At 62.0% G+C, this 13,997-nt stretch carries 11 protein-coding genes; all 11 read right to left on the bottom strand.

The genetic code is table 11. The annotated features are described in order from the left end of the window. Window positions 1-12 precede the first annotated feature (12 nt). A complete protein-coding gene (locus tag JF616_02970; protein MBW8886697.1) occupies window positions 13-1,968 on the bottom strand; it encodes a hypothetical protein in 1,956 nt (651 codons plus the stop codon). Between the two features lie 32 nt (window positions 1,969-2,000). Further along, the gene (gene asnB / locus JF616_02965; protein ID MBW8886696.1) at window positions 2,001-3,875 is read right to left on the bottom strand and encodes an asparagine synthase (glutamine-hydrolyzing); all 1,875 of its coding nucleotides are present in this window, start codon (window positions 3,873-3,875) and stop codon (window positions 2,001-2,003) included. Window positions 3,876-4,013: 138 nt separating this feature from the next. Further along, window positions 4,014-7,331 carry a hypothetical protein gene (locus tag JF616_02960; protein MBW8886695.1) on the bottom strand — a complete coding sequence of 1,106 codons (3,318 nt, stop codon included), beginning with the start codon at window positions 7,329-7,331 and terminating at the stop codon, window positions 4,014-4,016. A 245-nt stretch (window positions 7,332-7,576) separates the two neighbouring features. Beyond that, window positions 7,577-8,335: a class I SAM-dependent methyltransferase gene (locus JF616_02955; protein ID MBW8886694.1), complete on the bottom strand. Its 759-nt coding sequence runs from the start codon at window positions 8,333-8,335 to the stop codon at window positions 7,577-7,579. A gap of 228 nt (window positions 8,336-8,563) precedes the next feature. Next, window positions 8,564-9,664: a UDP-N-acetylglucosamine 2-epimerase (non-hydrolyzing) gene (gene wecB, locus JF616_02950; GenBank protein ID MBW8886693.1), complete on the bottom strand. Its 1,101-nt coding sequence runs from the start codon at window positions 9,662-9,664 to the stop codon at window positions 8,564-8,566. Window positions 9,665-9,677: 13 nt separating this feature from the next. Then, window positions 9,678-10,292, bottom strand: a complete 615-nt coding sequence (locus JF616_02945; protein ID MBW8886692.1) for a polysaccharide biosynthesis/export family protein — start codon at window positions 10,290-10,292, stop codon at window positions 9,678-9,680. Between the two features lie 91 nt (window positions 10,293-10,383). Further along, window positions 10,384-11,268, bottom strand: coding sequence for an SGNH/GDSL hydrolase family protein (locus JF616_02940; GenBank protein ID MBW8886691.1), 885 nt, complete (start codon window positions 11,266-11,268; stop codon window positions 10,384-10,386). A 3-nt stretch (window positions 11,269-11,271) separates the two neighbouring features. Then, window positions 11,272-11,874: an acyltransferase gene (locus JF616_02935; GenBank protein MBW8886690.1), complete on the bottom strand. Its 603-nt coding sequence runs from the start codon at window positions 11,872-11,874 to the stop codon at window positions 11,272-11,274. Beyond that, window positions 11,874-12,686 carry a class I SAM-dependent methyltransferase gene (locus JF616_02930; GenBank protein MBW8886689.1) on the bottom strand — a complete coding sequence of 271 codons (813 nt, stop codon included), beginning with the start codon at window positions 12,684-12,686 and terminating at the stop codon, window positions 11,874-11,876. The genes JF616_02935 and JF616_02930 overlap by 1 nt, the downstream gene beginning before the upstream one ends. After that, window positions 12,683-13,675: an NAD(+) synthase gene (nadE, locus tag JF616_02925; protein MBW8886688.1), complete on the bottom strand. Its 993-nt coding sequence runs from the start codon at window positions 13,673-13,675 to the stop codon at window positions 12,683-12,685. Before nadE ends, JF616_02930 begins: the two co-directional genes overlap by 4 nt. 13 nt (window positions 13,676-13,688) lie before the next feature. Further along, window positions 13,689-13,955 (bottom strand): acyl carrier protein, encoded by a 267-nt coding sequence (locus JF616_02920; GenBank protein MBW8886687.1) that lies wholly within the window; start codon window positions 13,953-13,955, stop codon window positions 13,689-13,691. Window positions 13,956-13,997: the final 42 nt, after the last annotated feature.

Raw genomic sequence — 13,997 nt, 5'->3', positions numbered from 1 at the left:
TGATGTCTTCCGTCATAGGTCCCTTCCCGATGAGCCCGGAACCCCGGCGGCGGCGGAGAATCGCGACGATGCGCGGCTGGCGCTCCCGTCGACATGTTCCCGCAGCCAGAGTTCCAGGAAAAAAATGTAATAAAGGAAGTATCCGAAATAGGCCGTCTTGTCCGCCTGGGCCCGCTTGTACAGGCCGTCCACGAAGGCGTCGTGGAAGATGCCGCGCGCCTTGAGGCGCCCATCGAAAAGCGCGTCGCGCAGCATGTCGTTGAATCGTCCCTTGCGGAACATCCACTGCACCACCGGCAGCCCGAAGCCGTGCTTCTTCTTGTTGATGATCTCCAGCGGCAGGATATCCTTGAAGGCTTCCTTGTACAGGTAGCGGAGCGCGCCATCCTTCACCTTGAGGTTGGAGGGGATAAGCCCGGTGAACTCCACCAGTTCGGTATCGAGGAAGGGATAGCGCACCTGCACTCCCGCCAGCTCGGTCATGGTGTTCACCTTGCGGAGATCGTTGTCCATCAAGGTATTCTTCAAATCGTGATACAGGTAACGATCCAATTCATCCGTGGTCTCGGCGCCTTCCAGGATGCGGCGCGCGATTTCCTGGGCGTTCAGGAACTGGCCCTGGCCGGCCAGGAAACCGGCGGCGAAGATGTTCTCGCGTTTGCCGAAATAGAAGGACAAATCATACGCGTGGATGCGCTCGTGCAAAGGCGCATGCTTACGCGCCAGGTAATTGGCCACCTTGCGCATGGGGCCTACCTGGGCCCACTTGGGGGTCGCCCCCACCGCCAGCGACATCGCCATTTCCACGGCGGGATTGAAGCGGTGGAAATCCTGGTAATAATCGCGGTAGCGGGAGTTGCCTCCGAAAATCTCGTCGCCCCCGTCCCCTCCCATGATCACGCGCACGCCGGATTCGCGCGCGCGCCGGGCGCAGAAATAGGTGGGGATGACGGAGGAGTTGGCGAAAGGCTCGTCGAAAGCGCGCACGATCAGGGGCAAGGCGTCGACAATATCGTCCCGGGTCACGTAGTATTCGTCGGCCTTGGTCTTGAAGCGGTTGCTGGCGATGCGGGAAAATTCCATTTCATCGTAGCCGGGCTCTTCGAAACCGATGGTGAAGGTTTTCGCCCGGCCCGGGTTCAATTCGCTGAGCAAGCCGGCGATGAGGCTGGAATCGGTTCCGCCGCTGAGAAAGGATCCGAGTTCTTCCGGGGTCTTCACCCCGAGGGCGGCCTGGCGCTGCACCGATTGCCGCATCAGGCGCCGCATGCCGGCGATCATTTCGCCTTCGTCCGCCAGCTTCGGCTCGGGGTATTTCATGTTCCACACGCGCGCCGTTTCCGTCCGCCCGCCGGAAATGCGCAAGACATGGCCGCCTTCCAGCTTGCGCGCCGAACGGTAGATGGTGAAAGGCGTGGGGATCATCTCCATGAACAGGTAGCTGCACACGGCTTGGTGATCGAGCGTAGCCTGGAAGCCCGGCAATCCGGCCAGAGAGGCCAAATACGTGGCCACCACGATGCGCTCGTCGTCCTCGTGGACGATCAAGGGCCGCACGCCCAGGCGATCGGAAAAGGCCAATCCCTTGCGCTTGCCCTTGTCGTATATGAAGACCCCGTAAATGCCGGCCACCTTTTCGAACCACGATTCCCCATGCCGCCGGTACAAAGCCGCGATCAAGGCCGCTTCGCCGGCGTTCTCGGGGACGCCGGCGCTACCGGCCAATTCCTTGCCGTTGTAAATCTCCGCGTCGCAAGCCACAAGCACGGCTTCGTCCTCGTACAGGCATTGCCCGGAATCCCCCTTGAGGGCGTCGATGGCGCCGGCCGCCACGTTGGAAAAGGCCCGGCTGGCGGGCGCGGGAAGCGGCTGGGCCGGATTCCCGCTGCGGGCGGCCACGGCTTCCCGGAGCATGGCGTCCACGACATCGGTGCGCGCCGGCTCGCTTTCCCGGCGATTGACTATCACGCAAATTGCTCCCATACGCGCTCGCTCTCCGCTCAGATTTTCCGGGTATCGCCGTCCAGGAAGGCCTGGTTCCACAGTTCGAAATTGATAAGGCTCCAGATCCAGATGCTGTAGTCGCGGGATCCCCGATCATGCTCGCGCAGCATCATTTCGACCATGTCCTGGCGGAAGAATCCCCGCTGCCGGAAGCGGGGGCTGGTCAAAATATCGCGCGCGAAATCGCGCAAGGCGCCCTGGAACCACTTCTCGCGGGGGATCGCGAATCCCTGCTTCTTCTTGGCCAATACCCGGGGCGTCAAAAAGCGCCCGGCCAATTTGCGGAGGATGTACTTCCCCTTGCCGTCCTTGATCTGCAATGCGGGCGGGATGGAAGCGGCGAATTCGACCACGGTATAGTCCAGCAGGGGCGCACGCGTTTCCAGGGAGTTGGCCATGGACATGCGATCGACCTTGGTGAGGATGTCCTCGGGCAGATAGACCTTGGTATCCAGGTATTGCAGGCGGCTGAGGCCGGACGCCGGGGCGCCCTCCCAATAAGCGAAGACGGAGGCGGGATCGCGCTCGGTCAGCTTGCGGCCCCATTCGCGCGCGTACAGGGCTTCCTTGATGGGCGGGAATAACTCGGGGATGTCGCCGCGTTCGAAAGCCTCCAGGTGCCCCAAGCGGCGCATCAGGTTGCGGCCCGGCGCGTTCCAGGGCAATAGGCGCCCGGCCGTCCCGCAGACCATGCGGCGCAGGGGGGCCGGGATGGCTTTGTACTTATCGTAACGATCCCGCCCCAAATAGGCGTTGTAGCCGGCGAACAACTCGTCGCCGCCGTCGCCGGAAAGGATCACCGTCACCTCGCGGCGGGCCGCCTGGCATACGTAATAGGTGGGCACGGCGGAAGAGTCCGCGAAGGGCTCGTCGAAATGCCATACCAGGGACGGCAGGATGGACAAGGCGTCGGGCCGCACGATATGCTCGCGATGCAGGGTGCCGAAGGCATCGGACACGACGCGCGCGTCCTCCAGCTCGTTGAATTCCTTCTCCTCGAAGCCGATCGTGAAGGTGCGCACGGGCTCGCCGGAGACGCGCGCCATCAGGCCCACGATGACGCTGGAATCGAGGCCGCCGCTCAGGAACGCGCCGAGCGGGACGTCGCTGATGAGGCGGCGCTTCACGGCCGCCTGCAGCAGGGTTTCCAGCTTGTCGACGTAATCGTTTTCGGTTTTGCAATCGGGGTCGGGCGCATAACGCACGTCCCAGTACTTCTCGACGCGGGTTTTCCCGTCTTCCCAAAGCAGGAAATGGCCCGGACGCAGTTTCTGCACATCCAGGAAAGCGGTGCGCGGCGCCGGTATGTAGCCGAACGAGAAGAAATCGTCGATGGCCTCCGGGTCCAGGCGGCGCGGCACTTCCGGTTCGGCCAGTAGCGATTTCATCTCCGAGGCGAAAATGATCCGTTCGCCGGTGGCATGGTAGTAGAACGGCTTCTTGCCCATGCGATCGCGCGCGGCGAAGAGCACCTTGCGCTTGTCGTCCCACAACGCGAAGGCGAACATGCCGTTCAGCTTCGCCAGCAGCTTGGTTCCGTAGGCGGCGTAGCCGTGCAAGAGCACTTCCGTATCGGAGTTGGTGCGGAAGGAATGGCCTTTATCGATCAATTCCCGCTTGAGTTCGGGGAAGTTGTAGATCTCGCCGTTGAATACCACGGTGAGCGATCCGTCCGGGGTGGCCATGGGCTGCGCGCCGCCGGCCAAATCGATGATGCTAAGCCGGCGATGCCCCAGCGCGGCCTGGCCCTGGATCAGCACGCCGGAGCCGTCCGGGCCGCGATAGGAAATCAGCCCGCACATGGCCTCGAGCACCTGCCGCTTGCTTTCCGCCGACCCCGAACGGAGCACGTATCCGGTGATGCCGCACATCGATCAGCCCAACTTCGCCGCAAAGGCGGTACGGTTCATCGCCCGGTACCAAAGAACGTTCTTGTTTTCAGGATGACTCCGGAATGGGCGGAAAACGCCCGCAAATCTAGAAAGAATGGCCCGGATTGGGTCATTCCTTCAGGGGCGCGTCAGCACGATGCTGTCTTCGACATCGGTTCCGCTCACCAGTCGGCAAACGAATTTCTGCCCGCCGATTCTCCTGCCTTCGCCGTCGCGGCCGTCCCAATATACGGAACGGGCTCCCGGGGCCAGCGATCCCACCTGGAGAACCTTGATCAAGGCGCCGCGTATCCCGTAGAAGCGCAGGGAAAGCGGGGAGGCGCCGGCCCCCTCGGGAACCCGCAAGCGCAAGCTGAAGCCGGCCCCATCGGCCACCGCGCCCGGCCGCGCGAAGGCGTAACCGGCGTGTTTCCCCGCGGGCTTATGCACGGCCAATTGCCCCGCCTTGATGAAAGCCACGTTGGAAATGTCCGAAACGTTGCCGACATCGTCGTAGGAAACCATGGCGAAGTAATAATCGGCATTGCCGGGGATATTGATGGGCTTGAAGGTTTCCTTGGCGCCCACCGATTGCGGTGCGGGCTCCCCGGTCGTGTTTTCCGCTCCCCAGAAGGACACTTCCTGCTTCTCTTGGTAGGCTTTCGCCTTGAGGAGCAAGGCGGTATCGGTAGCGGGCAAAGGATCGTTCAAATCCGGCCAGCCGGTCTTGGTGGTTGCATCCCAGCGCTTGGGGAAATCCACGATGGGCGAGAGGCCGTATTTCACCTGGTACTTGGCGGCCTTGCCGGAACCGCCGTCGCCGCCCGGAGCGGTCCAACGCAATACCAGCCGATCCCCTTCCTGCGTCACGGCCAGATCGGTGACCTTGGCGGGGGGCACGGTATCGAGTTCGCGGCTCCGCCAATCCGCTTCCCACAAATTGATCAATTTCATTTCCACGGCGCTGCCGTAGGTGTATGTGCTCGCGTAAACGAGCTTGCCGTCGTTCACCACCTTGAGCAAATCCTTCCGGCCGCTGGCGAGGTATCCGTTGATGAGCCCCTGGAAGCCCTCCGAGGCCGAACTCGTGAAGCTGCCCGCGAGGCCCACGTCGGTATAGCGCTTACCGTCCGATAGGTAATCCGCCCAGCCGTCGTAGGAAAAACCCGTGTACTTGCCGGCGACCAGGCCCGAGCGCCACTCGAAGGATTTCCCGGCGAAGATGACCGCGTCGCTGATGTTTTCGTCATGGGTGGCTTCCCAATAATTCCGCAGGCAGCGCACGGCTATGCCGATTTGGAAATCCGATCCGGAGAAGAAGGCAGGCGTGGCCACGCCGAGATGGGCGGCCTTCCAGACGGTTTCGATGTTTCCCATGTACAGCTTGTCGTTTGCCTTGGCGATATAGCCGATGGGATTGAGACGCGCGAGATTGCGGTTGGAATAGGCGGCGATTTTCGCCGGGTACAGATAACGATCATCGCCGGTGATTTCGTAGCCGTGCATGGCCACCACGCCGGGACGGGCGATATAACGGGGCCCGTAGGAGAAGATGGCGACGGTGTTCACGTCCAGCTTCGTGCCTTTGTGATCGCGGTAAGGCCAATAACCGTAGTAGCCGTAGGCGCGGAAGAACACGTAGCACACGGCCCGGATGGCGGCGCTTTCCACGCCGTCGCGCACGCCCGGATCCCCGGTCAGCAGGTAGTATTCCAGGCCCTCCATATTGATCATGTGGCCGGAATCGGGAAGGTTGTCCCGGTTCCGGGCATAGCCGGGATAGGCGGTGATCTTGATCGAGTAATTGTTCTCGGGCGTATCCATGTTGGAAATGCCGGGCGCGGAAAGGTGGTCTTCGGGCGCGGCCATGAATTTCAAATCGTCCCAGCGGTTATATCCGCTCTGGATGGGCATGACTTCCGTGTAGTACTGGGCGCGGCTTTCCCATAGCTCGTACTCCTTGGGATTGCCGGTCAGCAGGTACTTCCAGAAGCAGCTCGTGAGGTTTTCATGATCGCCGCCGCCGTTCTGCTCTTCCAGCTCGCCCCAGGTAAGCCAAGTCGTCGCGGCGGGCTTGGCCAGGCGCTGCCATGCCGACGGCGCCATGCGGTTCCAGGAAGCGTCCGGGGGGATGCCGAAGCCGCCGTCCCAGGCCAAGGTGGCGCGGTACCATTCCCGCGGCGCCAGCAGCTTTAGCGGCGCGTCCACGCCTTTCCAGAAATCGGTGAGGGCGCCGGCGGCGGCCGCCCCCTTGGTGAACGCCAGGCGGAAGCGGTGGCTCTTGAGGCTCATGGGATCCAGGGATTGCGAAGCCCCGGAAGCGGCGAAGAGTTCGAGCGAGAGCTTTCCCTTGGAAATGGAAATCCCTTGCGGAGCGTTGGGCGCGAAATCGCGCACCGCCGCCATCACCGTTACGCTGCCATCGCTGAGGGCGCCCGCTCCCTTGGCGGCGGTCCCTCCCGCGCCCCCCGTAACCGTGTAGGCGCTCGAGCCCTGGTGCAAGGTGGCCGCGGTCGCCCCCGCCGTGCCCTGCGACTCGGTTTCGCCCAGCAAGGTATAAGTCTGGGAAGCGCCCAATTTCAGGTTCAGGTCCAGGCGGTATTGCTTGAAGGGCCAGACATACGCCACATAGGGAGTGGAGCCGGTGCCCGGCTCGGTGCCCTCCAGATAGGTGTTGGTCAATGCCCATTGCACGTCCACGAACGGCAGTCCGGCATAGGCGGTGATGAAAGCGCGGTATCCGTACAATCCCTTGGTCGCGCCCCCGGAAGCCGCGTAATGGCGGCCTTCCACGCGGATGACCACTTTGACCGGGCCTTGCTCTTCGATGACCACGCGTTCGGGAGCCTTGGTGGCGGAGGAATGCTCCTGATCCTCGGTGGCGCCGCCGGCGGCCCAATCCGCCGCGGTAATGACGGCCGCATTGGCCGCGTCCGGAGCGATGATCTGTTCCGCGTCCGAGAATTGCCCGTTCCCGTCCGAATCCAACCATAGCGATTCGAAAGGACCCGAACGTTTTTTCGAGACGATGAATTTCAAGGGACCGGTTTCCACGGTGACGCCGTCGGCGGCGTCGGTGACCTTGATCCCGGAGGTGGCGGCGGAAGGGGCATCGTCCTTGAGGCTATAGGCGGCCACGGCTTGGGAACCCGCATTGGCCTGGAAGTCGCAAAGCACCCATTTGGCGGAAGGGTTGGCGCTGCCGAGATCGTTCTTCTCGTACCACCACCGGCTTAGGGCCTTGAATTGGGCCGGCACGTTCTTGCCCGCGGCGTCGACGATGCGCAATTTGGAGAGATCGGTAACGGCGCCGGCGGGCAGAGGGATGCCGGCCGTAACGGGTTCGCCCGATCGGGCTACGGCGGCCCAATTGTGTACTTCCAGGGGGACGTTGAGCGCGGCACCGGAAATGGCGGCGGATGCGAGGAGAATAGCGATGAAATTAGAACCGTTCATGGTGACTCCCTGCAATTCCGTGCCTCGTAAACGGCGAGGACTTGAACAATCGGCGCCGGCTAGAGATTATAGCCCCGCCTTAAGGCCTAAGCAAGCGCATTACGCCCCATGTTTCCGGCCCTGAAACCGTTATTTCGGATGAAAAGGCCGTAAACGCGGGAATCAAAATAAGACATCTACCGGGATTGAACGGTAACAAGTCCCTGGATTTTGACTTACCCAAGGCCTATTGGCAGATGTCTCGCTTAGCGGCTCGGATCGACGCTGTAGAGTACGTGCATCCAATTCGAGCGGCGCCCGGTGACGGCGACCTGCGCCCGCTGCAAGTGGGTGGCGGCGAAGGCGAACGCCCGCTGGGGAAGGCTGCGTTGGGCGGGACGGACCAGCTTGGCTCCGCAATGGATGCAAGGCTCGTCCTGTTCATAGGTCCCATACGGGTTCGCCGCCCAATCGTACAGCCGTGCCGAAACGCCGTTGGTGCGCTCCTGGCTTTCCCCCACCAGCTCCGTCTTCTCGGCGCGCAATTCGGGGAACAGGCATTCCAGATTCAACTCGTTGAAAACGTTCACGTGGCCGTAAGGGGGATTCTTGCCTCCGCAGGTCGCGCAAGTGGTGCGGCCCAGGCGGAGATCCTGATCGTACGGCACGCCGATGATCAGATTGCGCCGGGTGACGCGGGTCAGTTCCGCGCAAACCCTGCGCAGTAAACGCTCGGGAATATGCTCGAGCACTTCCACGCACATGACCAAATCGAAGGCGCGATCGGGAAAAGGCAGCCTCGCCGCATCGCCCACCACCCAGGCCAGGGAAGGCGGAACGGAGGCCGGTTTCTCGAGATCGCAGGCGATGACGGTTTCATAACGTTGCGACAGGCGCACGCTCAGGAACCCGTCCCGCGCCCCGATGTCGAGGGCGGTCCCGCCGCGTTCGGGGATGAGGTTGAACAGGGCGGCGATGCGCGCTTGCTCCCGCGGCGAATACCGGAATGCGGCGGCGCCGGGCATGACGGCATCCTCCGTCGGGGTCGCCCCCATCGTAGGCGGAGATTCGCCCCGCATGGATTCCAAAGTATTACTCATATTTCGTCCGCGGCCATAATCAGTTAATTATTCCTCAAGAGAGGATCCAGCCTTTTCTTGCAAACCGTTCCAACGGAATAAATCGGAAACAGGTTATTCCCTAAACCGTGTCGGAAAATCTTACTATCGCCGCTATGGCTGGGAGTAAAGCGCTCACGCGCCGAGGTAGTTTTCGACCAAGCGCACGATGCGCTCTCCGGCTTTGCCGTCCCAGCCTTCCGGGGTGCCGCCCTGTTTCCACCGGCCCGCGAGGATCCGATCGACGGCGTCGATGATCTTCGCGGGATCGTTGCCCACCACTTCGCTGGTCCCGATGGACACCGTCACCGGCCGTTCGGTGTTGTTGCGCATGGTGATGCAAGGAATGCCCAGGACGGTGGTTTCTTCCTGGAGTCCGCCGGAATCGGTGAGCGCGAAGCGCGAATTCTTATTCAGCTTCAGCATCTGGTGGTAATCCAGGGGTTCGCACACCTTGATGCCGGACATGGCCTCGAACCGGCTCCCCAGCCCGAACTCGCGGATCATCTTCATCGTGCGGGGATGGGCCGGGAATACGATGGGGATCCGCTTTTGGATATGATCGAAAGCGCCCAACAGGCCCGATAGCACTTCCTTATCGTCCACGTTGCTAGGGCGATGCATGGTCAGGAAGCAATATTCCTTCGGCTTAACCCCCATCGTTTCGAGGATGGGATTGTCCTTGGAATGCTCCACGTTGTCCAGCAAGGTATCGATCATCACGTTGCCGGCGAAGAGGATGCGGTCGGCGGGCGCGCCGGAACGCCGCAAGTTCTCGTTGGCATCGGGATCGGTGGTGAAGAACAGATCGCAAAGCACATCGGTGACGACGCGGTTCACCTCTTCGGGCATTTTCATGTCCCATGACCGCAGGCCGGCCTCGACGTGGGCGACGGGAATCCAAAGCTTCTTCGCGGAAATGGTGCAAGCCATGGTCGAATTGACGTCGCCGACCACGATCACCAAATCCGGCTTTTCCCGCTGGCAAACCTTCTCGAACTCCACCATCACCTTGCCCGTCTGCTCGGCATGGCTGCCCGATCCCACTCCCAGGTCCACGTCGGGTTTGGGGATATGCAATAGATCGAAGAATGACTTCGACATTTTCTCGTCGTAATGCTGGCCGGTATGCACCAGGTAGGGTTTGAGTTTGCCGGAAGCGTTCATCGCCTTGATGATCGGCGAGACTTTCATGAAGTTCGGGCGCGCCCCGCAGACAAGGATGACCTTTTTCATAGGATGGATACGCTTAGCGCCCGTTCTGGTTTTGGAGGACGAGATAGGTGATGTAGAGGGTGATGACCCCGGTAACGATGCTGGTCACCTGGGCGGTTACGCCGATGGTTTCCTTGAACCAATACCATGCGCCGGTATTATCGCGCGGCACCGGAACCACGATGATATCCCCGGAGAGGAAACCGGCGTTGGCGAGGGTGCGGCCCTGGGAATACATGTCCAGGAAGGGGATATCGACCAGATGCCCGCCCCGCCAGATCACGATCTTATCCAAGGTCCGCTCTCCCGCGATGCCTCCCGCCATGCGCGTGGCCTCCCACACCGTCGCGTTTGGGGGAACGTAAAACTGGCCCTGATGAGCGAAGTGGCCGAGGAAGGTGATGCGCCAGGCCGGGGATACCTTGAGATGGGTGTCCTTCAGGTAGTTGGCCAAGCGTTCGGAGAGGAAGGTCTCGACTTCTTCCTGGCTGCGGCCGCCCACCTCGATCCGGCCCACGATGGGTAAATCCACGAAGCCGGTCGAATCGATCGGATAACCGCCCCGGATGATGCCGGCGGTGTCGAGGGGGATTTCGATGGTAAGCGCCGCTCCGGCTACGAAGTGTTCCGAGCGCGGCTCCGTCGGCAAGGGGGCGGCTCCCGCATGGATCGCCAAGACGAGCGCTGCCGCGAAAAGGACGGAGATTGGGAATCTGGGGGAAACCATCTTCCGGGGAAAGCTAAGAATTGGGCCGCGGCCCGCCAATGGCTCCCGCGTCGCCAACGGGCACCGGGCGGGACGGGACGCGCGCCAAGGTACGCAACAATGCGCGCGCGGCGACCTTGCGCCCCAAGGCATTGAGATGGCCGCCATCGGAAGAGTATTCCCGCGCTAGAGCCTCCACCAATCCCCCGCGGCCGTAACGGACGAGGGTCCCGTCGGGACGGGTCGATTCGATCGCGGCCAGGTCGAAGATGATCCGATCGCGGAAGCTATCCCGTATGCGCGCGTTGAAGCGCGCGCGGCGCGCGTTGTCGTCGGGCCGGCCGAGCCAGCGGCCAAGCATCCCTTTGAGGGCGTCGAGCCTACCGCGCGCCCCGAAATCGGGAACGGTCAACGGCGAGGTAACCGGAACCACGACGAGGCCGGGATGTTCCGTTTCCAGATCGAGTACGGTCCGGCGGTACGCCCCGAACAGGGAGTCCGGATCGACTCCGGCGCCGGCCGCCAGATCCACGTAGCAGATCTTGACGAGCGCCACGTTCACCTTGCCCCGCAAGGGCCCGTCCAACCGAAGCTTGAAGTCGGAGAGTTTCCCGATGGGATCGCCGTTCCTGCCCACCTTGGCCTCGGCGAAGAAGGCCGGGGGCAAGGCGGAATCCCCGGTGCCGTGAATCACGCGGAAGGCAGTATCGCCCGCTTGGGAACGCAACTCTTCCAGCCCGTCAACGATGTTGCCGCCCACGCTTTGATGGCCGAAGAAAACGCGCAGGGCTGATGTCTTGGCCAGATCGGCGGCCAATCCGGGATCCGGGACGAAAGCGGTCACGGACGCGCTACCGGTTTCCTTGTCGCAGGAACACAGGGCGAGCAATGCGATTCCGAGCGCCATGATTCTGCGCATGCTTCATTCCTCCGCCTGGGATTCCGCTGCGGCGAGCTTCTGGCCGATGCCGGGCTTTTCCAGCGGGGACCCCCCGCCCTCGGGCCGCTTGCGCCAACCCACCACGCGTCCGGGATTTCCCGCCACGATGGAAAAGGCCGGTACCGATTTCGAAAGCACGGTGCCGGCGGAAATGATCGCTCCCTTGCCGATGCGAACGCCTGGCTTCACGAAGACGGAGGCGCCCAGCCACACGTCGTCCTCGATGACCACGGGGTTTTGCTCGTATCCTTGTTCCATCCAAGGGATATCGGGATCCTCGAAGCGATGGTTCACCGACCAGATCTTGACGTCGGGACCCGTCGCCACGAAATTGCCGATGGTGATGCCGCCGCCCGCGGTGAAGAAGGTCCCGTCGGCGAAGGCGCAGGAATCCCCGATTTTCAGGCGTTCGGGATTGGTGATGCGGATGTTGGTGTGGAAGACCGGATTGGTTCCGCAAGCCCCCAGCCACCGCGGCAGGAACACCTTGCGCAGCTTGATGCCCGTCTTCCCGGGGAGGCGGTTCAGGAACCAGAAGAAGAACTCGGGGATTTCCGAGCGCATCGTCCAATACCAATTCTTCATCAGCCGCGCCTCCGGCAGACGAGCATCTCGAAGGACGGGCCTTCGCGCAGGACCATGCCCAGCGCGCGGTCGATAGCATAGGTGAAGGCCCCGGCGGCGCCCGGAGCCCGTTGGATGAGGCGCGCCGTAAAGCGGTCCCAAATGGCGTCCATGCGTTTTTGCGCTTGCTCGGAAAGGTGGTCGTGGGTTTGCACCGCGAAGAAGAAAGTGGGCGTGCGCGAGACGATGTCGAACCCGGCCTTATCCAATGCGCGGACGAAGGTTTCCAAAGTCCGCAGCTTGAGATAACCGAAATCGAGCTCCTCGCGATGGGGGAACACGTCGTGGATGGCGAGCAGCCCTCCCGGCTTTACCGCTTCGGCCATATTCGCGAGGGCTACCGGAAACCGTTCGTCCTCCACGATATGGTAGACCATGTCCACCGCCGTGACCAAGTCGAAGCCCGTGCCGGTGAGCTTGGCCAACCCCGGCTCGCCCAGATCCCGCTTGTGGAAGGAGTAAGCGGGGAAACGTACGCGTAGGGCATCCGTGGCGGCTTGGCTGATGTCGATGCCGACCAGGCGGGCCACGCCGGCGCCCTTCCAAGCCTCCACGTAGACTCCGGTGCCGGTCGCGATTTCAAGTACCGAGGCGCCTTTCGGGTGGAAGCCGGCGCGGCGCAAATCACGCATTAGGCATTCCACCTTGCGGCGGTAAAGCCATTTGTTATAGGCGACGGGCAAATCGATATGGCCCGATTTGGTGAGATCGATGACGCGGTAACGTTCCGCCCAATACTCTTCGCGATCGAACGGCTTGGCCGCAGATGTCATGCCTTCGCTCCCGTCTCGGTAACGGCCTCGACCAGCCTGGGGCCAAGATGCAGGTAGCGCGTCGCGCTGCGCTTGGCATCGATATCCTTATAGACACGTTCCACTTGCTCGGCGGTAATCCCGACCGAGGGAGCCACTTCCGCGGGCGCATACCCGCGGTTCTTGCCCAGAAGGCACAAATCCATCTGGGCGTAAGGGAGCGCGAAATAGAATTCGTCCTGGCCCTGGGGGAGGGAATAGGTATCGGTGGTGGGCGGCCGGCGGCGGATTTCTTCGGGTACGTTCAGGTATTCGGCCAGCGCATAGACTTGCGTCTTATACAGATGGGCGATGGGCTTGATATCGGCCGCGCCGTCGCCTTGCTTCACGAAGAAACCCTGATCGTATTCGAGGCGGTTCGGCGTGCCCGTGGTGGCGTAGTTGAGCCGATCGGCATGGTAATATTCCAGCATCTTGCGGATGCGCTGCTTGAAATTGCTGGCGGCCACCACTCCCAGATACGCCTCTAGGGGCAGTCGTTTCTTGGTCTGGGTGCCGTCGGGGGCTTGCGCCACCACGTGGAAAACGTTGAGGCCGCCTCCGGAGACCCCGCCGGAGAGCACGATTTTGCATTTCCAATCGGCCGCGTATTCGGGAATCACGGTGCGGATGGCGGCATCGCGGCGACGGTAACATCCGGCGGCATCGAGGAGCGCGGTGATGTCTTCCACCTCGGAAGCGACGCTGAAATGGCGAGCGACCGACTGGCTCAGGTCCAGGGTGTCTTCGGAGGAATCGCGCTCGGGCATATGCAGGCCGAAGACGCGTTCGGCGCCGATGGCGCGGACGCAAAGGGCCAGGGTAACCGAACTGTCGATGCCTCCGGAAAGCCCGATTACGACGCCCTTGCGGCGCACGGAGAGGAGATAATCGCGCAGGGTCGCCGCGATGCGATCGGCTTCGGATGGGTAGTCGAGGACTAAAAGCGCGGGGGAAAATGGGGCCGGCATGTGCTGCGCCCGCTCAGGCTTTCGCGGCTTTGCGGAGTACGAACGCGGTCAGGTTCTGCAGAGTGTCGAAATTCTCGGGCAACAATTCTTCGTCGGCGACGGAGATGTTCCACTTTTCTTCCAGGAATCCGACGAACTCCAGGATTCCTGTCGAATCCACCAAGCCGCTGTCCAGGAACGAATCCTGATCGCCAATCGTCTTGGCGTCCTTCCCGAGCAGGAAATTCCCGGCCACGAAATCCCGCAAAGCGGACTTGACCTGATCGGATGTGAAACCCATGACGACTTACCTCTTTTAGATTTACTACTTACACAATTATTC

Source organism: Fibrobacterota bacterium (genome assembly GCA_019509785.1).
Classification (GTDB): Bacteria; Fibrobacterota; Fibrobacteria; order UBA11236; family UBA11236; genus Chersky-265.
Note: the sequence above shows the minus strand (reverse complement) of the source record. Positions and strands in the feature narration are given on the sequence as shown.